The 21,674-nt window shown below is 71.2% G+C and carries 19 protein-coding genes; 8 read left to right on the top strand and 11 right to left on the bottom strand.

All coding sequences use genetic code 11. The annotated features are described in order from the left end of the window. Nucleotides 1-102 precede the first annotated feature (102 nt). The 6 genes from ABT106_RS05125 to mscL all read left to right on the top strand — a co-directional run bounded on the left by ABT106_RS05125 (nt 103) and on the right by mscL (nt 6,358). Nucleotides 103-1,563, top strand: a complete 1,461-nt coding sequence (locus ABT106_RS05125) for a potassium/proton antiporter (protein WP_351272487.1) — start codon at nt 103-105, stop codon at nt 1,561-1,563. 435 nt (nt 1,564-1,998) lie between these two features. Continuing rightward, nucleotides 1,999-3,408: an MFS transporter gene (locus ABT106_RS05120; protein WP_351272484.1), complete on the top strand. Its 1,410-nt coding sequence runs from the start codon at nt 1,999-2,001 to the stop codon at nt 3,406-3,408. A 67-nt stretch (nt 3,409-3,475) separates the two neighbouring features. Further along, on the top strand, nt 3,476-3,790 hold the full coding sequence (locus ABT106_RS05115; RefSeq protein ID WP_351272481.1) for an FmdB family zinc ribbon protein: 315 nt from the start codon (nt 3,476-3,478) through the stop codon (nt 3,788-3,790). A 69-nt stretch (nt 3,791-3,859) separates the two neighbouring features. After that, nucleotides 3,860-4,693 (top strand): S-methyl-5'-thioadenosine phosphorylase, encoded by an 834-nt coding sequence (locus ABT106_RS05110; protein WP_351272478.1) that lies wholly within the window; start codon nt 3,860-3,862, stop codon nt 4,691-4,693. A gap of 333 nt (nt 4,694-5,026) precedes the next feature. Then, nucleotides 5,027-5,674, top strand: a complete 648-nt coding sequence (locus ABT106_RS05105; protein ID WP_351272476.1) for a hypothetical protein — start codon at nt 5,027-5,029, stop codon at nt 5,672-5,674. Between the two features lie 120 nt (nt 5,675-5,794). Further along, nucleotides 5,795-6,358, top strand: coding sequence for a large conductance mechanosensitive channel protein MscL (mscL, locus tag ABT106_RS05100; protein WP_351272473.1), 564 nt, complete (start codon nt 5,795-5,797; stop codon nt 6,356-6,358). A 22-nt stretch (nt 6,359-6,380) separates the two neighbouring features. Here the strand turns inward: mscL and ABT106_RS05095 are convergent, their stop codons facing one another. The 10 genes from ABT106_RS05095 to ABT106_RS05050 form a co-directional block, all read right to left on the bottom strand. After that, complete coding sequence (locus ABT106_RS05095) at nt 6,381-6,614, bottom strand: hypothetical protein (protein WP_351272471.1); 234 nt, start codon at nt 6,612-6,614, stop codon at nt 6,381-6,383. Nucleotides 6,615-6,651: 37 nt separating this feature from the next. Further along, nucleotides 6,652-8,079, bottom strand: coding sequence for a NarK family nitrate/nitrite MFS transporter (locus ABT106_RS05090; RefSeq protein WP_351272468.1), 1,428 nt, complete (start codon nt 8,077-8,079; stop codon nt 6,652-6,654). Between the two features lie 2 nt (nt 8,080-8,081). Beyond that, a complete protein-coding gene (locus ABT106_RS05085; protein WP_351272465.1) occupies nt 8,082-8,450 on the bottom strand; it encodes a hypothetical protein in 369 nt (122 codons plus the stop codon). After that, nucleotides 8,447-9,106, bottom strand: coding sequence for a QcrA and Rieske domain-containing protein (locus tag ABT106_RS05080; protein ID WP_351272462.1), 660 nt, complete (start codon nt 9,104-9,106; stop codon nt 8,447-8,449). Before ABT106_RS05080 ends, ABT106_RS05085 begins: the two co-directional genes overlap by 4 nt. After that, on the bottom strand, nt 9,103-9,702 hold the full coding sequence (locus ABT106_RS05075; protein WP_351272459.1) for a 4Fe-4S dicluster domain-containing protein: 600 nt from the start codon (nt 9,700-9,702) through the stop codon (nt 9,103-9,105). Before ABT106_RS05075 ends, ABT106_RS05080 begins: the two co-directional genes overlap by 4 nt. A 6-nt stretch (nt 9,703-9,708) precedes the next feature. Next, a complete protein-coding gene (locus ABT106_RS05070) occupies nt 9,709-12,045 on the bottom strand; it encodes a molybdopterin oxidoreductase family protein (RefSeq protein WP_351272456.1) in 2,337 nt (778 codons plus the stop codon). Beyond that, complete coding sequence (locus tag ABT106_RS05065) at nt 12,042-13,151, bottom strand: MFS transporter (protein ID WP_351272453.1); 1,110 nt, start codon at nt 13,149-13,151, stop codon at nt 12,042-12,044. Before ABT106_RS05065 ends, ABT106_RS05070 begins: the two co-directional genes overlap by 4 nt. Before the next feature lie 79 nt (nt 13,152-13,230). After that, complete coding sequence (gene pflA / locus ABT106_RS05060) at nt 13,231-14,115, bottom strand: pyruvate formate-lyase-activating protein (protein WP_351272450.1); 885 nt, start codon at nt 14,113-14,115, stop codon at nt 13,231-13,233. Nucleotides 14,116-14,217: 102 nt separating this feature from the next. Further along, on the bottom strand, nt 14,218-16,488 hold the full coding sequence (gene pflB, locus ABT106_RS05055) for a formate C-acetyltransferase (protein WP_351272447.1): 2,271 nt from the start codon (nt 16,486-16,488) through the stop codon (nt 14,218-14,220). Between the two features lie 280 nt (nt 16,489-16,768). After that, the gene (locus ABT106_RS05050; RefSeq protein WP_351272444.1) at nt 16,769-18,175 is read right to left on the bottom strand and encodes an MFS transporter; all 1,407 of its coding nucleotides are present in this window, start codon (nt 18,173-18,175) and stop codon (nt 16,769-16,771) included. Nucleotides 18,176-18,553: 378 nt separating this feature from the next. Here ABT106_RS05050 and ABT106_RS05045 point away from each other — a divergent pair, with 378 nt between their 5' ends. Beyond that, entirely contained in the window at nt 18,554-19,720 is a 1,167-nt protein-coding gene (locus ABT106_RS05045) for a low temperature requirement protein A (RefSeq protein WP_351272441.1), read from the top strand. A 121-nt stretch (nt 19,721-19,841) separates the two neighbouring features. Continuing rightward, complete coding sequence (locus ABT106_RS05040; protein ID WP_351272439.1) at nt 19,842-21,107, top strand: cytochrome P450; 1,266 nt, start codon at nt 19,842-19,844, stop codon at nt 21,105-21,107. Between the two features lie 48 nt (nt 21,108-21,155). Here the strand turns inward: ABT106_RS05040 and ABT106_RS05035 are convergent, their stop codons facing one another. Beyond that, nucleotides 21,156-21,653, bottom strand: coding sequence for a DUF5949 family protein (locus ABT106_RS05035; protein ID WP_351272436.1), 498 nt, complete (start codon nt 21,651-21,653; stop codon nt 21,156-21,158). Nucleotides 21,654-21,674 lie beyond the last annotated feature (21 nt).

Here is a 21,674-nt window from a genome sequence, read left to right as displayed (position 1 = left end):
TGCCGACGCGCCGCGGGAGCAACGATCCGCCGTGCGCTTTGAGGAAAGGGCCGCCCGCTGACTGTCCACGATCTCAATGAGCTGCTGCTGGTCTGCTCGCTCGTGCTGCTCATCGCCGTCGCGGCGGTGCGCGTCTCCTCGCGGAGCGGCCTCCCCAGCCTGCTCATCTACCTCGGCATAGGCATCGCGATAGGCCAGGACGGCATCGGCAACGTCGTCTTCGACAACGCCGAGCTGACCCAGGTCATCGGCTATGCCGCGCTCGTCGTGATCCTCGCCGAGGGCGGTCTGGGCACCAAGTGGAAAGAGATCAAACCCGCCCTGCCGGCAGCGATCGTGTTGTCACTGGTGGGTGTCGCGGTCAGCGTGGGCGTGACCGCGGCCGGGGCGCACTACCTCGTCGGGCTCGAATGGCGCCAGGCCCTGCTGATCGGCGCGGTCGTGTCCTCGACCGACGCGGCGGCCGTCTTCTCGGTCCTGCGCAAGGTCCCGCTGCCGTCGCGGATCACCGGTGTCCTGGAGGCCGAGTCCGGCTTCAACGACGCCCCCGTGGTGATCCTGGTGGTGGCGTTCGCGACCGTCGGCCCCGTGGACGACTGGTACGTCCTCATCGGCAAGATCGCGCTGGAGCTGACGATCGGCGCGGCCATCGGCCTGGCGGTCGGCTTCATGGGCGCGTACGGCCTGCGGCACGTGGCCCTGCCCGCCTCCGGCCTGTACCCGATCGCGGTGATGGCGATCGCGGTCGCGGCGTACGCGGCCGGCGCGATGGCGCACGGCTCCGGCTTCCTCGCCGTCTACCTGGCGGCCATGGTGCTGGGCAACGCGAAGCTCCCGCACTGGCCGGCCACCCGCGGCTTCGCGGACGGGCTCGGCTGGATCGCCCAGATCGGCATGTTCGTCCTGCTGGGCCTGCTGGTCACCCCGCACGAGCTGATCCACGACTTCTGGCCCGCCGTGATCATCGGGCTGGTGCTCACGATGGTGGCGCGGCCGCTGGAGGTCTACCTCAGCCTGCTGCCCTTCCGGGTGCCCTGGCAGGAGCAGGCCCTGATGTCGTGGGCCGGCCTGCGCGGCGCGGTCCCCATCATCCTGGCGACCATCCCCATGGTGTCCGGGATCGAGGGCAGCGACCGCGTCTTCAACATCGTCTTCGTGCTGGTCGTCGTCTACACCCTGGTCCAGGGGCCGACCCTGCCGTGGCTGGCGCGCAAGCTGGAGCTCGGCGGCAGCGACGAGGCCGCCTCCGACCTCGGCATCGAGTCGGCGCCGCTGGAGAAGCTGCGCGGGCACCTGCTCTCCTTCGCGATCCCGCCTGCCTCGCGGATGCACGGCGTCGAGGTGAGCGAGCTGCGGCTGCCGCACGGGGCGTCGGTGACGCTGGTGGTCCGGGACGCGACGAGCTTCGTGCCGGCGCCGTCCACGGTGCTGCGGCGCGGGGACGAGCTGCTGGTGGTGGCCACCGATCCGGTACGGGACGCGGCCGAGGCGCGGCTGCGGGCGGTGGCCAAGGGCGGCAAGCTGGCGGGCTGGCTCGGGACGGGTGGCGGGACACGGTCCTGAGGGCGGACGGTGTCCGACAGTCGGCTTTCGATGTCCGGAATCCGACGGATCTTCGTACGAGTTTGAATTAGAGCGGCATTCTAATTCGCCATTTCCGGGGGCGTGTGGGCTATTTTGCCCGCGTTTCAGGGGCTCCCACCGGCAAAATTTCCGTTAATCGCAGGTGAAGACCCGCCCTGTCGCCGGAATCACAGGGCCGGGTAGCCGCATTCCCTGTACGATGAAGGCACACCACATCGAACCAACTCTGCCTGACGCAGAGCTGGCGCGACCGCAAAGCGGCCGTGGCACCCCCCGCAGTGGGCGCCCAGGTATCACTCGGTATTGCGCAAGAGGACAGCTCTCGGGGCTCCCACATGTACGGGTGCGGTCGCTCACGAGGCGGCGCATCGTCCGCAGACGGGGAGTTCTACCAGGCAGCGGAAAGGCCAGGCCGTGACATCCGCGGTCACGACCGACACGTCCGCCCGCCCCGGTTACGGACAGCTCCTGCGCACACCCGGCGCCCTCGGCTTCCTGCTCCCCGGCTTCGCAGCCCGCCAGCCCTTCGCCATGCTGATCATCGGCATCGTCCTGCTGGTCCAGCACACCACCGGCTCGTACGGGGACGCCGGCATCGTCGCCACCGTCACCGGTGTGTCCATGGCCCTCTTCGCCCCCCAGATGGGCAAGCTCGTCGACCGCCGCGGCCAGAGCGCCGTCCTGGTCCCCGTCGTCTTCGCGCACGCCGCCGCCATCGGCGCCCTGACCACGCTCGCCCTGCTGGGCGCGCCGATGTGGGCGCTCGCGCTGGCCGCCGTGCCCGCCGGTGCCTCCGTACCGCAGGTCGGGCCGATGGTCCGGGCCCGCTGGGCCGCCAAGCTGGAGGGCTCGCCGCTGCTGCCGACCGCGGCCGCGTTCGAGTCCGTCACCGACGAGCTGACCTTCGTCGTCGGCCCGGTGCTCGCGACCTTCCTGTGCACCACGATCCACCCCTCCGCCGGCCTGATCGCCGAGGCGTCCCTGACACTGCTCGGCGGCCTGCTGTTCGCCGCCCAGCGCGGCACCCAGCCCAAGCCCGCACCGCGGCTCGCGAGCGGCGAGAAGCACACCTCGGCGCTGTCCATCCCCGGTCTGCGCGTCCTGGTCATCGCCTTCGTGGGGATCGGCGCCGTCTTCGGCGGCATGCTGATCTCGCTCGCCGCGTTCTCCAACGAGATCGGCAACCCGGGCGCCAACGGCCTGCTGTACGGCGTCTTCGCGGGCGGCAACATGATCGCGGGCATCGCCTGCGGCACGATCGCCTGGAAGATCGGCCCGCGCCGCCGGCTGATCCTCGGCTACGTCGGCCTCACCGCCGCCGCGTCCGTCCTGTGGGCCGCGAACTCCGCGATCCTGCTGGGCGCGCTCGGCCTGGTCGTCGGCCTGTGCATCGCCCCCGCCCTGATCACCGGCTACACCATGATCGAGCAGCTGGTGCCGGCCTCCTCCCGGACCGAGGCGTTCACCGCGCTGACCGGTGCGGTCGCCCTGGGCCAGGCCGCCGCCGTCACCGTCGCGGGCCGGCTGACCGACGCCTACGGCTCGGCCGCCGGGTTCCTGGTGCCGATGGCCGCGACCGCGCTCGCGCTGGTCGTCCTGCTGTCCCTGCGGGGCAAGCTGGCGCCCAAGGCGCCGAGCCGGATCGTGAGCTCGTCCTCGGACGCGGGATCCCCGAGCGCGGGAGCCTCCGGCGCCGGCTCCCCGAGCGCGGCGCCGTCGAACACCTCGGCGTCGAACACGGCGTCGTCCACGCGTCCGCCGGCCGCCCCGAACCGGGTGAACGAGCGTGGGATCGGTCACCGCGTGCCGGTGACGGTGGACTGATCGGCCGGAATACGTCACCATGGAGCGTCGTTAGCACTCATTGAGTCAGAGTGCCAGGAGGAAATTCGTGCCGACCTACCAGTACCAGTGCACCGAGTGCGGTGAGGGCCTTGAGGCCGTGCAGAAGTTCACCGATGACGCGCTGACCGTGTGCCCGAGCTGTGACGGACGCCTGAAGAAGGTGTTCTCCGCGGTCGGCATCGTCTTCAAGGGCTCCGGTTTCTACCGGAACGACAGTCGCGGCTCTTCGTCGAGCAGCACCCCCGCCTCGAAGCCGGCCTCGACCTCGTCGTCCTCGACGTCGACCGCCGCGCCCGCTCCCGCCGCTTCGTCCTCCACGACGTCGTCGAGCTCGAGCAGCAGCTCCACCTCGGCTGCCTGACCGCTGCCGCGAGACCCCGCCGCCCCACCGGGCAGCGGGGTCTTCCGCATGCCCGGTTAGGGTGACTCCATGGTGAACGCAGAGATCGGTGTCATCGGCGGCTCGGGCTTCTACTCCTTCCTGGAGGACGTCTCCGAGGTCCGGGTGGAGACCCCGTACGGACCCCCCAGCGACTCCCTGTACGTCGGTGAGCTGGCCGGCCGCCAGGTGGCCTTCCTCCCCCGGCACGGCAGCGGCCACACCGTTCCACCGCACAAGATCAACTACCGGGCCAACCTGTGGGCGCTGCGCTCGGTCGGTGTGCGCCAGGTGCTCGGCCCGTGCGCGGTCGGCGGCCTGCGGACCGAGTACGGCCCCGGCACGCTGCTCGTTCCCGACCAGCTGGTCGACCGTACGAAGGCCCGGGCGCAGACCTTCTTCGACGGAGAGCCCCTGCCCGACGGCAGCGTCCCGAACGTCGTGCACACCACCTTCGCCGACCCGTACTGCCCGGTCGGCCGCTCGGTCGCCCTCGCGGCGGCCCGGGGGCGCGACTGGGAGCCGGTGGACGGCGGCACCATGGTCGTCGTCGAGGGGCCCCGCTTCTCCACGCGCGCCGAGTCCCGGTGGCACGCGGCGGCCGGCTGGTCGGTGGTCGGCATGACGGGGCACCCGGAAGCGGTCCTCGCCCGCGAGCTGGGACTCTGCTACACCTCCATGGCCCTGGTCACGGACCTGGACGCGGGAGCCGAGACCGGGGAGGGCGTGTCCCACACCGAGGTCCTGAAGGTGTTCGGCGAGAACGTCGGCCGCCTGCGCGAGGTCCTCTTCGACGCGGTGGCGGCCCTGCCGTCGACGGAGTCGCGGGACTGCCTGTGCACGCACGCGCACGACGGCTGGGACCTGGGGATCGAGCTGCCTTAGCTCCGTAGCGCCGTAACTCCGTGGCCCTGGGAGGGGGCGGGGCGGGGACGTGCCTTCGCGGAGGGTGTCACTCTCCGCGAAGCTGCCCGGTCCCCATGGATTGAGGGCCCATCGGGACCGTCCGTCCGCGCCGGATCCCGGACGGACGGTGACTCCGCACGCGGCGGGTGGTGCGGGGGGCGGACCCGGGGTAACCCGTGGGGGTGACTCGGTTGTCCACAGGCCGGGGGCCGTCCACAGGCCGGAGCGGGACGCGGCGGGAGACCGGATCGTGGGGGTGGTCCGGACGCCGTGTCCGGACCCCGCAACCCACTCAGCTCGGCGGTGGTCGTCATGTCCCGTACGTCTTCGGCTTCTTCGGTCTCCTCGGTCTCTTCGGTCTCTTCGGCTTCTTGGGTCTCTCCGGCGTCTTCCGTTGCGCCGGCCGCTTCCGGCTTCCCGACGCACGCGGCGCTGCCCGCCCCTGCGGGGCTCGCCGTGGCGCCGGGGGCGCCGGTCTGTCCCTCCACGTGTCCCCCCGCGCGCCCGGTTCCGGCCTTCGCGCCGCTCCGGGTGGGGCGGGGCGGATACCGGCTGCGCCGGGCCGTGCGGCGCCGGCGGCGGGCGGCCGCGGCGGGGATGGCCGTTCTCGCGGCGGCCCTGGCGGTGGGCGCCACGGAGGCGCGGGCCTCGCGCGGGGCCGCGCCACCGGTGGTGAAGCCGCCCCCGGCGGCGGTCCGGCTGGTGTCGGCGCCGGTGCGCATCGCGGACGCTGCGACCGTACGGCTGCTGCGGCCCGGAGACCGGGTCGACGTGGTCGCGGCGGAGCGCGCGGGACCACCGAGGGTGGTGGCCGCGGGGGCGCGGGTCGCCGAAGTTCCGGCCCCTGAGCAGGGTGCTGGGGACGGCGGGGCGCTGGTGGTCCTGGCCGTGCCCCGGGACACGGCGCGGGTTCTCGTGGGTGCGGGCACCACGGCGCGGCTGGCGGTGACGTTGTGCTGAATCGCACACGCGCACAGTCAAGTCACCTTGAGGCGCGCCTCGATTGGACAGGCCGGGCCCGGACTGCCGTAACTTTCGGAACCGTTGGCTCCGAAATCGGCACATGTGAAGAAAGGCTCAATGGTGAGCGAGAAGAAGAAGGAGAGCGTCCTGGCGGGCTTCAAGGCCTTCCTGATGCGCGGCAACGTGGTCGACCTCGCGGTCGCCGTGGTCATCGGCGCGGCGTTCACGAACATCGTGAACTCCATCGTCAAGGGAATCATCGGGCCGCTGGTGGGCGCCATCGGCACCAAGAACCTCGACGTCTACAAGTCGTGCATCAAGGACCCGTGCGGCCTCGACGCGAAGGGGCAGCCCACGGGTGTCGAGATCCTCTGGGGCTCGGTCCTCAACGCGACGCTCACCTTCGTGATCACCGCGGCGGTCGTCTACTTCCTGATGGTCCTGCCGATGGCGAAGTACCTCGCCAAGGTGGAGGCGCGGCGCAAGGCCAAGGAGGGCGTCAAGGAGACCATGGAGATCACCGAGCTGGAGGTCCTCAAGGAGATCCGCGACACCCTGGTCGCCCAGCGGGGGGCCAACGGCGGCGGCGCGGGTCCGACGGGTACCGGTCCGACGGGTACCGGTCCGACGGGTACCGGTCCGACGGGTACGGGTCCCACGGGGTCGCGCGACGCGTTCTAGGCGTACGGGCCGCTCCGACGGCTCAGACGTGGTGCGGGGGCTTCTCGTCGAGGAAGCGGGCCAGGTCGGCCGTGCTTCCGCCGGCGGGCGGCCGCTCGCCCCAGCCGCGGTCGGTGTCGTCCGAGGACTGCTGGTCCAGCGGGTCGTCGAAGACCAGCCGGGCCTTCGGCCGGGGCTTCCCCCCGGCCGGCGAGGGCTCGGCAGGCCGCGGGGACGGCTGCGGGGACTGCGGGTCGGAGGCGGGGGCGGGGCTCATGCCTCCAGGGTACGGCCGCCCCCTCCCCCGGCCCCGGTCAGCTGGGGGCTTCGGCGCCCTTGCGGGCGTAGAACCACCAGCACACCACGAGGCACGTGGCGTAGAAGGCGATGAAGATCCACAGCGCGTTCGTGACCGCCATCGCGGCGAACATCGCCGGGATGAAGAAGAAGCCGTAGGCGGCGATCGCCGAGGAGAAGCCGGTGACGGCCCCGGCCTCCATCTCCGACTGCCTGAGGGCGGCGGCCTGCGCCTCCGGTCCCTTGCCCTCGGCCTCCCGCATGTGCTGGTCCCGGAAGATCACCGGGATCTGCCGGAAGGTCGAGCCGTTGCCGAGGCCGGAGAAGGCGAAGGCCGCGAGGAAGCCGATGAAGAAGGCCCAGAAACTGCCCTGGTCACCACCCGACGGCAGAGCGAAGACCACCACGACCAGGGCCGCGGCCATGCCCACGAAGGACAGCATGGTGACCCTGGCCCCGCCGATCCTGTCGGAGAGCCAGCCGCCGGCCCAGCGCATGAGCGCGCCGACGAACGGGCCGATCCAGGCATAGGTGGTGGCCTGATAGCCCTGCGCCTCGAAGTTGTTCTTGATCAGCAGGGGCAGGCCCGCGGCGAAGCCGATGAAGGATCCGAAGGTGCCGACGTAGAGCCAGGTCATCAGCCAGTTGTGCCTGCGCTTGAAGATGATCTTCTGCTGGCTGAAGGGGGCCGCGGCCACCTTGAGGTCGTTCATCAGGAACCAGGCCAGCAGCGCCATGATGACCAGCAGCGGCACCCAGAGGAAGGCGCCGTTCTGCAGCCAGATGTCGGTGTCCTTCTTCCCGTCGTACTGCGGGCCGCCCGCCGGGGCGCCGAGCACGGCGGCGGTGACCACCAGCGGGGCGACCAGCTGCACCACACTCACGCCGAGGTTGCCCAGGCCGCCGTTGAGGCCGTTGGCGCTGCCCTTCTCCCGCTTGGGGAAGAAGAACCCGATGTTCGCCATCGAGGAGGCGAAGTTCGCGCCGCCGATGCCGCAGACGGCGGCGATGAGGGCCAGTTCCCAGTACGGGGTTCCGGTGTCCTGGAGCGCGAAGCCCAGCCACAGCATGGGCGCGACCAGGATGACCGTGCTGAACGCGGTGAACTTCCGCTCGCCGAAGATCGGCCCGATGAAGGTGTACAGGATCCGGAAGGTGCCGCCGGTGAGGCCGGGGATGGCCGTCAGCCAGAACAGCTGGGACTTGGAGAACCCGAAGCCGACGTCGTTGAGCTTGACCACGGTCACCGACCAGACCTGCCAGACCACGAAGCCGAGCATCAGGGCCGGGATCGAGACCCAGAGGTTGCGCTGGGCGACCTTGCGGCCGGTGGACTGCCAGAAGCCGTCGTCCTCGGGCCGCCAGTCGCCGATGGTGGCGCCGGGCTTGTAGGTCTCCGCGCGGTGCGAGCGCACCGGGTTCGGGGCGGGCGGGGGTATCGACATGGTCATCGGTCCTTCGGGTCGAGGAGCCACAGCACGATCACGACGAGGAAGGACAGGACCAGGAATCCCGCCCCCCACCAGGCCGTACCGGAGTTGCCCTCCATCCACTCGTTGACGGTCACGGTGAGCGCCCAGAGCTGGCCGACGACCACGGAGAGGGCCAGGAGCAGACGGGCGTTGAGCCTGGAGGACCTCTCCGGCTCCTGTTCGGTGCCGGCGCCCGGGCCGGGGCCCGTGTGCCGGATCCGCGGATCTCCGTAGCCGCTCGTGGAGCGGATCTGCGGATACCGCTCCCGTACCGGCCGGTTCAGCCGGGGCTGGGCACTGCCCGGGTGGTACTCCGGGCGTGGAGGCAGCTGTGCGTCACTCATGTCCGCCCGCTTTCCGCCGACTTGGCGCGAGCCGCTCCGGGGCATCCCAGCTGCGCCGAGAACTCGGGGCGGGAGTCGCCGAACTGCCGGCAGAGGGCGTCCTTCGCCGGCTCTCCCGACCGGGCGGTGGCGACGGCCCAGACGCTGCCGTCGGCCTGCTCGGTCAAAAAGATCCTGGGGAGGGGGCGCGGCGGCGGCCCGGCCGTCACCTCGCCGGTGCGGGCGTTGAAAACGCCCTCGTGGCAGGGGCAGTACAGCTCCCCGTCCGGGCCCCGGTCCTCGCGCCACAGCACGGCGCAGGCGAGGTGGGTGCAGACGGCGGAGTAGCCGACGAGGGAACCGTCCTCCAGCCGCACCGCCAGGGCCCGGTCCTCGTCTCCGGGGAACCGGAAGGCCACGGACTGGCCGGGCGGCAGGCGGTCGGCGACCTTCCTGGCCTCGGGCATCGACTCGCTGTCCCCGTGCCGGTGCAGGATGCCGGCGGCGACGCCGACCCCGCCGATGGCCAGGCCGCCGGAGACGGTGGCGACGATCCGCAGGTAGTCGCGGCGGGTGGTGAGGGAGTCCGCGCTGATGCGGTCCCGCAGCTGGTCGGCGGCGGCGTCTCCGTCGGGGCTGGGGCCGGAGTGCGGGGCGGGCTGTTCGGTGACGCTCATCGGACGTCCACTCCGTTGATCTCGACGACGGGCAGACCGCCGGGGACGGGCCACTGGACCTTCTCGGCGGGTACGACCATCGCCACGCCGGTGCTCACGACGACGTCGCCGAAGACGAAGGAGTCGGCGACCTGGACGCCGGGGCGCTCGGCCTGGAGCTCTTCGAGCGTTCCGTAGAAGAGGGCGCCGGTGGGGCAGACGGTGGCGCACATGGGGGCCAGGCCGTAGGCGGTGCGGTCATAGCAGAGGTTGCACTTCATCTGGAGCTTCGCCTGGAGGTCGATCTTCGGGACGCCGAAGGGGCAGGCGTTGACGCAGTTGGCGCAGCCGATGCAGCGGGTGGTGTCGGCCTGCTGGACCACCCCGTCCGCGGTCACAAGGATCGCGTCGGCGGGACAGACCTCGGCGCAGGGCGCGACCGGGTCCTCGCAGTGCATGCAGACGGTCGGGAGGGAGGCGACGGACATGCCGGGGTCGGTGTAGTCCAGGTGGATCATCGACTTGCCGCGGTGCGAGTCGCACTCGCGGCAGGCCGAGACGCACGCCTGGCAGCCGATGCATCGACCCGGGTCGATGAAGATCGTGCGGCCCATCATGGCGGGTCAGCTCCTCTCCGCCGTGCCGCGGCCCTGGGGGGCCGTGGGCGGCAGGGGGTCGGTGCGGGAGACCTGGGTCTCCGGATATGCCTCGTGTCCCGGGGCCGTGGGCGGCGCGGGAACCTCGTCGATCCGCGCGGCGGCCTCGATCCGGGCGGCGCAGACCTTGTACTCGGGGATCTTCGAGCGGGGGTCGAGGGCGTCGATGGTCAGGGCGTTCGCGGACGTCGGAACGGGCCAGTGGTACGGGATGAAGACGGTGTCGGGGCGGATGGCCTCGGTGACCAGCGCCGGGAAGACCTCGCTGCCGCGGCGGGTCACCACCCGGACCGGGTCACCGTCGCGGAAACCGTGCGAGGGGTGGACCTCCACCCAGGGGCGAGGGGTCTGCTCGACGAGGGCGCCCAGACGGCGGGTCTGGTTGCCGGAGAGGAAGTGCGCGACGGTGCGGCCGGTGGTGAGGGAGAGGGGAAACTCCTCGGTGTAGGCGTCCATGGGCGGGTGCCATTCCACGACCTGGAGGTGGATCTTCCCGTCGGGATGGTAGGTCCGCCCGTCCTCGAACAGCCGCGGTGTGCCGGGATGATCGGTGGAGGGGCAGGGCCAGGCGATCCCGCCGGTCTCCTCCAGCCGGTCGTAGGTGATGCCGTAGTAGTCGTTCACCGTGCCGGCGGAGGCGACCCGCAGCTCCTCGAAGACCTCGCGGGAGCCGGGGAAGTCGAAGTGCCGCCCGGCGCCGAGGCGCCTGGCGAGTTCGCAGATCACCCAGGTGTCGGTGCGGACCCCGGCGGGCGGCTCCTGGGCCTTGTTGTGCTTGACCACCCGGGCCTCGGCGTTCGCCATGACGCCTTCGTCCTCGGCCCAGGTGGTGACGGGGAAGACGACGTGCGCGTTGGCCGCGGTCTCGGAGAGGAAGAAGTCGAACTGGGCGTGGAACTCGGCGGTGTCGTAGCCGTCCTTGACCACCCCGTAGTTGGGGAGGGAGACGAAGGGGTTGTTGCAGATCCCGATGAGCCCGCGGATCTCCCGCCGCTGCATCTGCCAGACCATCTCCATCATGGAGGTTCCGGCGCCGGGCAGTTCGGATTCCTCGATGCCCCAGATCTCGCAGATCTGGCGGCGGTGCTCAGGGTTGGTGATGGAGCGGCCGCCGGGGAGGAGGTCGGACTTCTGGCCGTGTTCGCGGCCGCCCTGCCCGTTGCCCTGGCCGGTGATGGTGCCGTAGCCGGCGCCCGGCTTGCCGATGTTGCCGGTGGCCACGCACAGGTTGATGACGGAGAGGCAGTTCTCGACGCCCTGGGAGTGGTGCTCGATGCCGCGGGCGTGCCAGGCCATGGCCCGTTCGGCGGCGGCGAAGACCCGTGCGACCTGCACGATCTGCGCGGCGGGGATCCCGCAGATCTCGGCCGAGCGGGCGGGCGGGTACGCGGCGACGGTCCGCTTCACCTCCTCCCAGCCGGTGCTGTGCGCGGCGAGGTACGCCTCGTCGGTGAGGCCCTCGGCGACGACCACGTGCAGGACGGCGTTGAAGAAGGCTGAGTCGGTGCCCGGCTTGAGGGCGACGTGGATGTCCGCGGTGCGGGCGACGGCCGTCTCGCGGGGGTCGATGACGATCAGCGAGGCGCCGCGGTCCCGCGCGCCCCACAGGTACTGGGTCATCACGGGGAAGCACTCCCCCACGTTCGACCCCGCGATGAGCAGGCAGTCGCTGAGGAGGATGTCGGAGAAGGGGTTGCCGGCCCGGTCGATGCCGAAGGCGAGCTTGTTGGCGCCGGCGGCACTGACCATGCACAGCCGGCCGTTGTAGTCGACGTGCTTGGTCTTCAGCGCGACCCTGCCGAACTTGCCGACCAGGTAGGTCTTCTCGGAGAACAGGCTGGCGCCGCCGAGCAGCCCGAAGGCGTCGTTGCCGTACCGCTCCTGGATGCGCCGGATCTCCGAGACGGTGAAGTCGAGGGCCTCGTCCCAGGACGCCTCCCGGAACTCCTCGTCGCGGGAGCGGCGCATCAGCGGGGCCGTCAGCCGGTCCGGGTGGTTGACCTGCTGGTAGGCGTTGATGCCCTTGGGGCACAGCCGCATCCGGTTGATGTCGTGGTTGCGGGGCTCGACGCCGAAGACCTTCCCGCCCTTGTCCACGCGCAGGTACATCCCGCACTGGACGCCGCAGAAGCAGCAGTGGGTGGGGACGAGGGTCTCGCCGTTCTGGTCGGCGTGCCACCGGTCGGCGGGGATGCCGCCGGCGTCGCGGAAGTTGCGGGTGCCGGGCGGGGCGATGGAGGGGTCGATGGAGATCGGTACGGGCGCGGGCCGGGCGGCGGCCTCGGAGGGGTCCGTCGCGGTCACTTGAAGCCCTTCTTGACGTGGGTCAGGTAGGCGCTGCCGCGCAGCACCCGCTTGCAGCGGGGGCAGTACTCGGCCCAGGCGTCGAAGTCGAGCTTCAGGTCCTTCATCGTGCCGCGCAGGTTCTCGACGTACGGGGCGGTGTCGACCGGTTCGCCGCAGCGCTTGCAGGCGAAGACCTGCTCGTCCTGGCGGGCCGTGTACTTGAACAGCTGCATGCCGACGGCGGCCGGGCGCTGGACGATGTGGAAGAACTTCCCGAACGGGATGTAGATGAGGGTGAACACCACCGACACCATGTGCAGGAGGGCGAGGAACTCGTATCCGCCGCCGTGCAGGAAGATCGACGAGAAGGTCAGCAGCAGCCCGGTCACCGAGATGACGATGAGGCAGATCAGCGGCAGCAGGTCGTAGGCGAAGCGCTGACCGGTCATGGCCCCGCGGTCCTTCATCCGCCGCCACAGGAAGTACGAGGCTCCGGGGATGACGAGGACGGCGGCGACGTCCAGGCCGTGGAACATCAGCCAGCCCAGGAGGTTCAGGGAGTCGAATCCGAGGACCTTGATGCCCCAGACGCGCATCTCGTAGCCGGGCCCGGAGCCGCTCCCGGAGGTGAAGGTGAACCAGCCCCAGGTGAGCGGGAAGGTGATGAGGGCCGCGAGGATGCAGCCCCAGAAGATGAGCTGGTGGGCGGCCCAGCGGGCGCGCGAGCGGGCGCCGAGGAACTTCTGGAAGCCGAGGTAGGTGGCGATCATCTTCGGCAGGGCGGTGGGTGCCTTGCGGAAGTTGGCGGCCGAGAAGAAGCTGCCGAAGCCCTTGGTGAAGAGCCGGCGCGCGCCGGGCGCCGAGACCCAGACGGTGTACCGGTAGGCGACGCCGAAGGCCAGGAAGACGGTCGCGACGGCGTACGGCAGCAGCGCCGAGTCGAAGTCGCGCAGCATCCGGCTGCCGAGCACGATCGCGGCGATGAGCAGGAGCGAGACGACGGTGCCGGCCAGGGTGGCCCGAGCGGTGACCGGCCGCCGGGCCGCGGGCGGCTCCTGGGGCGGCCCGGGCCGCTCGGGTGGCGGCGGTGGGGCGGCGGCGAGGACTTCCGTGGGCTCGGACACAGCACCACGCTAGGTGGTGCGTACCGTTTCAGCCCGTTATGCCGCTTATCGGGTTACGCCGTACGGGGTCGGACGGCGGTCAGACGGCGGTCAGGCCCCGGGCCGCGAAGACGGCCTTGGCCGCGGCCACCTGTTCCGGGGTGGGCGACGGCGTGTCGCGGAGGGTGAACGGCATGCCCAGGGCGTCCCACTTGCTCTCGCCCAGCTTGTGGAACGGCAGGACGTCGACGCGCGAGACGTTGCCGAGGCCGGCCGCGAAGGCGGCGACCCCCTCGATGTTCTCCCGGGCGTCGGTCAGCCCCGGCACCAGCACGAACCGCAGGTGCACCTCCTTGCCGAGGCCGGCGAGGCGGCGTGCGAAGTCCAGGGTGGGTTCCAGCGGGCGGCCGGTCACGCGCCGGTACGTCTCCCGGTCCCAGGACTTGATGTCGAGCAGGACCAGGTCGACGTCGCGCAGCAGCGCGTCGGTGGCCCGCGCGCCGAGGAATCCGGAGGTGTCCAGGGCGGTGTGCAGCCCGAGGTCGTTCTTCATGCGGTGGAGCAGCTCGCCCGCGAAGACCGGCTGGAGCAGCGGTTCGCCGCCCGAGACGGTGGCGCCGCCGCCCGCGGCGGAGATGAAGCGGGTGTACTTGCGGGCCTCGGCGATGACGTCGTCCGCGGAGGTGCGCCTGCCGCCCCGCATCCGCAGGGTGTCGGGGTTGTGGCAGTACAGGCAGGTCAGCGGGCAGCCGGCCAGGAACGTCACGAAGCGGGTCCCGGGCCCGTCGACCCCGGTGGACAGGTCCCACGAGTGCACCGACCCCTCGCTCGGCCGCTGGGTCGCGGCGGCGGCCGGCGTGCGGGACGCACCGGCGGATGCGGGCCCGGCGGCGGCTCCGGGGCCGACGACCGCGGCGGGCCCGGGGCGGACGACCGCGGCGTTGGCCTGGCCGACGGGGATGCTCGTACCGAAGAGGACGGTCATGGCAGGTGCTCCGGAGGTGATCTGGTGTGTCCATGGGACTCGCGCGGCCCCGGGGCCGGGGTGAGGGTGGGCCGGGCCCCGGGCCGCGCGGCCGGTGGGGCTCTACAGGGAGCCGTGGAAGGTGCGGTTCAGCACGTCGAGCTGCTGGTCCCGCGTGAGCCGGACGAAGTTCACCGCGTAGCCGCTGACGCGGATGGTCAGCTGCGGGTAGTTCTCCGGGTGCTCCATGGCGTCCATGAGCGTGTCGCGGTTCAGCACGTTCACGTTCATGTGGAAGCCGTCGACGGCCATGTAGCCGTCCAGTACGCCCGCCAGGTTCCTGATCCGCTCCTCGGGGGTGCGGCCCAGGCCGTCGGGGGTGACGGTGCTGGTCAGCGAGATGCCGTCCTCGGCGTCCTCGTACGGGAGCTTCGCGACCGACAGCGCCGAGGTGACGTAGCCGTGGGTGTCGCGGCCGTTCATCGGGTTGGCGCCCGGGGAGAAGGGCTCCCCGGCGCGGCGTCCGTCCGGGGTGTTGCCGGTCTTCTTGCCGTAGACGACGTTCGAGGTGATGGTCAGCACGGACTGGGTCTGCTCGGCGCCGCGGTAGGTCTCGTGCTTGCGGATCTTCCTCATGAACTCCTCGACGAGCCACACCGCGATGCCGTCGACACGGTCGTCGTTGTTGCCGTACGCCGGGTAGTCGCCCTCGACGCTGTAGTCGGTGACGAGCCCGGTCTCGTCGCGCAGGGCGCTGACCTCGGCGTACTTGATGGCGGACAGGGAGTCTGCGGCCACCGACAGGCCGGCGATGCCGCAGGCCATGGTGCGGCGCACGTCGCGGTCGTGCAGGGCCATCTCGATGCGCTCGTAGGCGTACCGGTCGTGCATGTAGTGGATGACGTTCAGGGCGTGCACGTAGGTTTCGGCGAGCCATTCCATCTGCTCGTCGAACTTCGCCATGACTTCGTCGTAGTCCAGCACCTCGGAGGTCAGGGCGCCGGTCTCGGGGCCGACCTGGGCGCCGGACTTCTCGTCCCGGCCGCCGTTGACGGCGTAGAGCAGGGTCTTGGCGAGGTTCACGCGGGCGCCGAAGAACTGCATCTGCTTGCCGACCGGCATCGCCGAGACGCAGCAGGCGATGGCGGTGTCGTCGCCGAAGCGCGGGCGCATCAGCTCGTCGGACTCGTACTGCACCGAGGAGGTGTCGATCGAGACGCGGGCGCAGAACTCCTTGAAGCCCTGCGGCAGCCGCGGCGACCAGAAGACCGTCATGTTCGGCTCGGGGGCGGGCCCGAGGTTGTAGAGGGTCTGGAGGTAGCGGAAGGAGGTCCGGGTGACCAGCGGACGGCCGTCCTCGCCCATGCCGGCGATCGACTCGGTGACCCACGTCGGGTCGCCGGAGAACAGCTGGTCGTAGTCCGGGGTGCGCAGGAAGCGGACGATGCGCAGCTTGATGATGAAGTCGTCGACCAGTTCCTGGGCCTGATCCTCGGTGAGGAGCCCGGCCTCGATGTCGCGCTGGAGGTAGACGTCGACGAAGGTGGAGGTGCGGCCCAGGGACATGGCCGCGCCGTTCTGCTCCTTCACGGCGGCGAGGTAGGCGAAGTACATCCACTGGATGGCCTCGCGGCCGGTCGCGGCCGGGCCGGAGATGTCGTGACCGTAGGAGGCGGCCATCGCCTTCAGTTCGGCGAGCGCGCGGATCTGCTCCGACAGCTCCTCGCGCAGGCGGATCGTCTCCTCCAGCGAACGGCCGCCCGCGGGAAGGGCGTTCAGACCCTCCTTCTCCTCCTTCTTGACGCAGACGAGGCGGTCGATGCCGTAGAGGGCCACGCGGCGGTAGTCGCCGATGATCCGGCCGCGGCCGTAGGCGTCCGGGAGGCCGGTGACGACGCCGGCCTTGCGGGCGGCCCGGATCGCGGGGGTGTAGGCGTCGAAGACGCCGGCGTTGTGGGTCTTGCGGTACTCGGTGAAGACCTTTTCCAGGTCCTCGGAGACCGGGTAGCCGTACGTCTCCAGGGCGCCGGCGACCATGCGCCACCCGCCGTACGGCATGATCGCGCGCTTGAGCGGGGCGTCGGTCTGGAGGCCGACGATGAGCTCCTTGTCGCGGTCGATGTAGCCGGGGGCGTGCGCGGTGATCGTCGACGGGATGTCGTGCGCGACGTCGTAGACGCCCTTCTCGCGCTCCTGCGGGAACTTGTCCGTGATCGCCTTCCACACGGCGGTGGTGCGCTCCGTGGGGCCGGCGAGGAAGGCGTCGTCACCCTCGTACGGCGTGTAGTTCCGCTGGATGAAGTCGCGGACGTCGACGGCGTCGCGCCACAGGCCGCCCTTGAAGCCGTCCCATGCCTCGCTGTCCTTCGTGGTCACCGCAGGGGTGGCAGTCATCGCCCGCACCTTCTTCAGTCGCCTGGTTGCTTGTATCCATTGCACGCCTTTTGATCGATCATTTGCCGCCGCGTTGGTCCCGAGCTGGGGCCCGAAGGTCCCGCGGTTACCGCCCTCCAGCCTCACTCACCCGTCTTGACCTGGCATTTCAAGTAGGCCGAAGGTCCCTCGTGTGCTTGTGAAATCATTCACAAGAATGTCGGGGCGGAGGTGGGCAGGACGGGAGGAACAGGGCCCGGCCGCACTTTCGCGGTATCCGGGCGCGGCACCAGCGCCGCCCCTAGCTGGGCGCTTCCGCGCCCTTGCGGGCGTAGAACCACCAGGCCACCACCACGCACGAGGCGTAGAAGGCCACGAAGCCCCACATCGCGCTCGTCACGGCGAAGTTCGCGAACATGGCCGGGATGAAGAAGAAGCCGTAGGCGGCGATGGCGGCCGTGAAGCCGGTCACCGCGCCGGACTCGATCTCCGCCTGCTTCAGGGCGGCCGCGTACTCCGGGGTGCCCTCGGTCAGGCCCTTCAGATGCTGCCCCCGGAAGATGACGGGGATCTGCCGGAAGGTCGAGCCGTTGCCGATGCCCGAGAAGAAGAAGGCCGACAGGAAGCAGAAGAAGAACCCGTAGAACGAGCCCTGGTCCGCGCCCGCCGGCAGGAAGGTGATCACGCCGATGATCGACGCGGCCATGCCCACGAAGGACAGGATCGTCACCCGGGCGCCGCCCAGCTTGTCGGCGATCCAGCCGCCCGCCCAGCGGGCCAGCGCGCCCAGCGCCGGGCCCATCCAGGCGTAGGTGGCCACCGAGTACGCCGGGAAGGTCGTCTTGATCAGCAGCGGGAGCGCCGCCGCGAAGCCGATGAAGGAGCCGAAGGTGCCGACGTAGAGCCAGGTCATCACCCAGTTGTGCTTGCGCTTGAAGATGATCTTCTGCTGGCTGAAGGGCGTGGAGGCCACCTTCAGGTCGTTCTGCCCGAACCACGCGACGGCCGCCAGCACGATCAGGACCGGCACCCACACGAAAGCGGCGTTCTGGAGGTAGATCTCCGAACCGTCCGCCTTCTTCTGGCCCGCGCCGATCGCGAGGACCGAGGACGTGATCAGGATCGGGGTGAGGAGCTGGACGACCGAGACGCCGAGGTTGCCCAGGCCGCCGTTGATGCCGGTCGCGTTGCCCTTCTCCTGCTTCGGGTAGAAGAAGCCGATGTTGGCCAGCGAGGAGGAGAAGTTCGCGCCGCCGATGCCGCACAGGGCCGCGATGGCGATCATCGTGCCGTACGGGGTGTCCGGGTTCTGCACCGCGAAGCCCAGCCACAGCAGCGGCACGATCAGCACGACCGTGGAGAGCGCCGTGAAGCGGCGCTGGCCGATCATCGGGCCGATGAACGTGTAGAGGATCCGCGCGGTGCCGCCGGTGATGCCGGGGACCGCCGTCAGCCAGAACAGCTGGGACTGCGAGAAACCGAAGCCGACGTCCTTGAGGTTGGTCGCCGTGATGCTCCAGACCTGCCAGACCACGAAGGCCACGAGCAGGGCGGGCACCGCGATCCACAGGTTGCGGGTCGCGACCTTCTTCCCCGTGGAGCGCCAGAAGGACGGATCCTCCGGCGTCCAGTCCGTGATGGTGCGGCCGGGGCGGTACTGCGCCGGGTCGGCGAGCGACCTCCGCGCTTCCTTGGTGGCGGTACTCATTGCACTTCCTGAAGTCAAAGGGGCCTGACCTGCGAGAAAGGTCCTGACCTATCCAGACTCCACTGCCCCGGCGCGCCCGCGGCAGAGGACAACGCACCGGGGACGACGGTCCGAAGTCCCGTCGCCCGAGGCGCCGGCCGCGCTCCTGGCGGCCGGGCACCGCCGGATCGCGGTGGCGGCGCACCTGCCGGCCCCGGGCCGGTTCACGCAGGACCTGGCGGGCCGCGGCGCGTGGACGGTGTCGGCACCGCCGGCCGGGCCACCCGCGCGTGGCCCGGCCGGTGCTGGAGCGGTACGAGACCTCCGCGCGGGGCACCGGAGCCGTCCGGGCAGCGCGCCTGGCCTGCTGACGGCGGCACTCCTGGTCTGCTGGCCGGCATGGCCTACTCACCCATGATCGCCCGCAGTCCCGGCGAGGGGCACCGCACGGCGACCCCGCTGGAGCTGTTCTTCGACCTCTGCTTCGTCGTCGCGATCGCCCAGTGCGGCGCCCGGCTGGTGCACGCGGTGGCCGAGGGCCACCCCCTGACCGGGGTGATCGGCTACTTCTTCGTCTTCTTCGGCGTGTGGTGGGCGTGGATGAACTTCACGTGGTTCGCCTCCGCCTACGACTGCGACGACGTCCCGTACCGGATCGCGACGCTGGTCCAGATCGCGGGCGTCCTCGTCTACGCGGCGGGCGTGACCCGGGCCTCCGACGACAACGACTGGACGGTGGCCGTCATCGGCTACCTGATCATGCGCGTGGCGCTGACCGCCCAGTGGCTGCGGGCCGCGGCCGGGGAGAGCGGTCCGGCCCGCCGGGCGGCCCTGACGTACGCGGCGGGACTCGTGGTCTGCCAGGCGGGGTGGGTGGCGCTGCTGTTCGCCCCCGGCGACCTGAAGCGGTGGCTGTTCCTGGTGGTCGCCGCGGCCGAGCTGCTGGTGCCGGTGGTGGCCGAGCGCGGCCACCGGACGCCGTGGCACGCGCACCACATCGTGGAGCGGTACGGCCTGTTCACCATCATCGTGCTGGGCGAGACGATCGCCGCGAGCACGGTGGCGGTGAAGTCGGCGCTGGACGAGCACGAGGCCCTCGGCGAGCTGCTGCCGATCGCCGCGGGCGGCCTGCTGATCGTCTTCGCCGCCTGGTGGATCTACTTCGCGGTCCCCATGCACCAGCGGCTGACCTCCAACCGCGAGGCCATCCCGTGGGGTTACGGCCACCTGCTGATCTTCGCTTCGGGTGCGGCGATCGGAGCGGGCATCGAGGTCGCCGTCGAGCACGCGGTCGGCAAGGCGCACATCTCCCAGGCCGCGGCGAACGCCGCCGTCACCATCCCGTCCGCGCTCTTCCTGCTGATGGTGTGGCTGCTGCACTCCCGCTACTTCAAGCGCGGCGTCGCCCAGCAGCTGACCCTGCCGCTCGCCGCCCTCGTGATCCTGGCGTGCACCTGGACGGGCCCGTACGCCGTCCTGTACGCGGGCCTCGCCGCGACGGCCACGATCGCCGTCGGCCTGACCCTGGCCACCCGGGGCGGCCACCCGGACCGCGTCGCGCCCTGAGGCCGCCCCGCGGGGCCCCGGGTCCGCCGCCCGGCAACGGCACCGCGCCGGGCCGTCACCCCCGCGCCGCCGCGAGCGTTCTCCAGCGCGGCACAACGGCGCGACAGGAAGAGGCACGACCATGACACTCCCGGCTCAGCGACACGGCACCGCAGCGAGCCCCGGCCCCGGCGGGGAACTGGCCGAGCCCGGCTTCTGGCAGCTCCCGCCGGAGCACCGCCTGGCCGCCTTCGGCCGCCTCCGCGCCCTCGGCGCCCCGGTGTTCGTCCCCGAGGGGGCCGGGCGCGGGCACTGGGCCCTCGTACGGCACGCCCAGGTGCAGGAGGCCAGCCGCCTGCCCAAGGTGTTCGCGAGCGCCCCCGGGGTGACCACCCCCGAACCGGCCCGCTGGGTGCGCGCGCTGTTCGGGGACTCGATGGTCAACCTGGACGGCCCCGACCACGCCCAGCTCCGCAAGATCGTCCAACGGGCCTTCACGCCCCGCCTGCTGGCGGCCGCCGAGGCGGACGTCCACGCGGTGGCGGCCCGGATCGTGGACGACGTGCTGGAGGAGCGGCCGGACGAGTTCGTGTCGGCGGTGGCCTCCCGGCTGCCCCTGGAGGTCATCTGCAACATGATGGGCATCCCGGAGCGCTACCGGGCGGAGATCGCCGACCGCGTCAACCACGCCTCCGAGCACATCGGTGTGGAACGGGGCCTGGCCGCCCGGCTGCGGATGCCCGGGCGCGGCCTGCGGGCGCTGGCCCGGATGCAGCGGATGGTGGCGGGCATCGGCCGTGAGCGGCGCAAGCACCCCACCGACGACCTGATCTCGGCCCTGGTCCGCGCGAACGTCGACGGCCAGGCGCTCGGCGCACGCCAACTCGGCGCGTTCTTCTCCCTCTTGATGGTCGCCGGGGTGGAGACCACCCGCAACGCGATCACCCACGGGCTGACTCTGCTGACCGACCATCCCGTCCAACGGGAGCTGCTGCTCTCGGACTTCGAGGCGTACGCGGACGGCGCGGTGGACGAGATGATCCGCCACTCGACGCCGATCATCCAGTTCCGCCGGACGGTCGCCGCCGAACACACCATGGACGGGCACCTGTTCCGCCCGGGCGACAAGGTGGTCCTCTACTACGCCTCCGCCAACCGCGACGAGGCCGTCTTCACGGACCCGAACGCCTTCGACATCACCCGCTCGCCCAATCCGCACCTGGGCTTCGGCGGCGGCGGCCCGCACTTCTGCCTGGGCGCGCACCTGGCCCGGGTGGAGATGCGGGCGCTCTTCCGCGAGCTGCTGACCCGGCCGGTCGGGCTGCGCGCGGTGGGCCTGCCGGACCTGGCGGGGTCGAACTTCGACAACCGGGTCCGCTCGCTCGGGTTCGCCTTCGAACGGCCCTGAGCCCGGCGGCCCCTCGCGGGCGCCGGGCGCGGGGCTCGGACGCGGGCGTCAGACCTGGAGGGTCTGCACCGCGAGGACGCAGTGGGCACTGCTGGTGAGGACTTCCTCGTCGCCCGCGAAGCCCTGGAGGACCTCCGCCGTCACCGGGCGTCCCGGGACCGCCTCGGGCCAGGCGCGCGTGGCGAAGAGGAAGTAGACCTGGCCGCTCTCGTTGGCGGCCGCGACCCACTCGTCGGGGGCGGTGCAGGTGGCGTTCAGCCCGGGAAGGGTCAGCGTGACCTGGTTGCCGGCCATCAGCACGATCTGGACCGCGAAGGTGCGCGGGTTGCGGGTGCCGTCCATGACCACGTCGCCGATGGGCAGGCCGATCTCCTCGAGCAGCCCGCGCGCGGCCGTCTCGCCGGCCTCCGGGCCCTCGGGGCCGTCGCCGAGCGTGTAGGCGAGGAGGTAGGGGATGTCGTGCCCGTCGGAGGGGTCGCCGATCCAGGCGAGCACCGAAAGGGTGCCGAGGTGGGACCGGTCGATCTCGGCTTGAGTAGAAGTCATGCGCCGCACCCTAGTGGTCCG

Source organism: Streptomyces sp. NPDC002044 (assembly GCF_040296725.1).
Classification (GTDB): Bacteria; Actinomycetota; Actinomycetes; order Streptomycetales; family Streptomycetaceae; genus Streptomyces; species Streptomyces antarcticus.
This window is presented reverse-complemented; position numbering and strand designations above follow the sequence as displayed.

What these genes read in the sequence shown, in the direction of transcription:
- ABT106_RS05110 (WP_351272478.1), top strand. Translation starts at nt 3,860, where the DNA reads ATGGTGAACGCAGAGATCGGTGTCATCGGCGGCTCGGGCTTCTACTCC.
- ABT106_RS05105 (WP_351272476.1), top strand. Translation starts at nt 5,027, where the DNA reads ATGTCCCGTACGTCTTCGGCTTCTTCGGTCTCCTCGGTCTCTTCGGTC.
- mscL (WP_351272473.1), top strand. Translation starts at nt 5,795, where the DNA reads ATGGTGAGCGAGAAGAAGAAGGAGAGCGTCCTGGCGGGCTTCAAGGCC.
- ABT106_RS05095 (WP_351272471.1), bottom strand. Translation starts at nt 6,614, where the DNA reads ATGAGCCCCGCCCCCGCCTCCGACCCGCAGTCCCCGCAGCCGTCCCCG.
- ABT106_RS05090 (WP_351272468.1), bottom strand. Translation starts at nt 8,079, where the DNA reads ATGTCGATACCCCCGCCCGCCCCGAACCCGGTGCGCTCGCACCGCGCG.
- ABT106_RS05085 (WP_351272465.1), bottom strand. Translation starts at nt 8,450, where the DNA reads ATGAGTGACGCACAGCTGCCTCCACGCCCGGAGTACCACCCGGGCAGT.
- ABT106_RS05080 (WP_351272462.1), bottom strand. Translation starts at nt 9,106, where the DNA reads ATGAGCGTCACCGAACAGCCCGCCCCGCACTCCGGCCCCAGCCCCGAC.
- ABT106_RS05075 (WP_351272459.1), bottom strand. Translation starts at nt 9,702, where the DNA reads ATGATGGGCCGCACGATCTTCATCGACCCGGGTCGATGCATCGGCTGC.
- pflA (WP_351272450.1), bottom strand. Translation starts at nt 14,115, where the DNA reads ATGACCGTCCTCTTCGGTACGAGCATCCCCGTCGGCCAGGCCAACGCC.
- pflB (WP_351272447.1), bottom strand. Translation starts at nt 16,488, where the DNA reads ATGACTGCCACCCCTGCGGTGACCACGAAGGACAGCGAGGCATGGGAC.
- ABT106_RS05050 (WP_351272444.1), bottom strand. Translation starts at nt 18,175, where the DNA reads ATGAGTACCGCCACCAAGGAAGCGCGGAGGTCGCTCGCCGACCCGGCG.
- ABT106_RS05045 (WP_351272441.1), top strand. Translation starts at nt 18,554, where the DNA reads ATGGCCTACTCACCCATGATCGCCCGCAGTCCCGGCGAGGGGCACCGC.
- ABT106_RS05040 (WP_351272439.1), top strand. Translation starts at nt 19,842, where the DNA reads ATGACACTCCCGGCTCAGCGACACGGCACCGCAGCGAGCCCCGGCCCC.
- ABT106_RS05035 (WP_351272436.1), bottom strand. Translation starts at nt 21,653, where the DNA reads ATGACTTCTACTCAAGCCGAGATCGACCGGTCCCACCTCGGCACCCTT.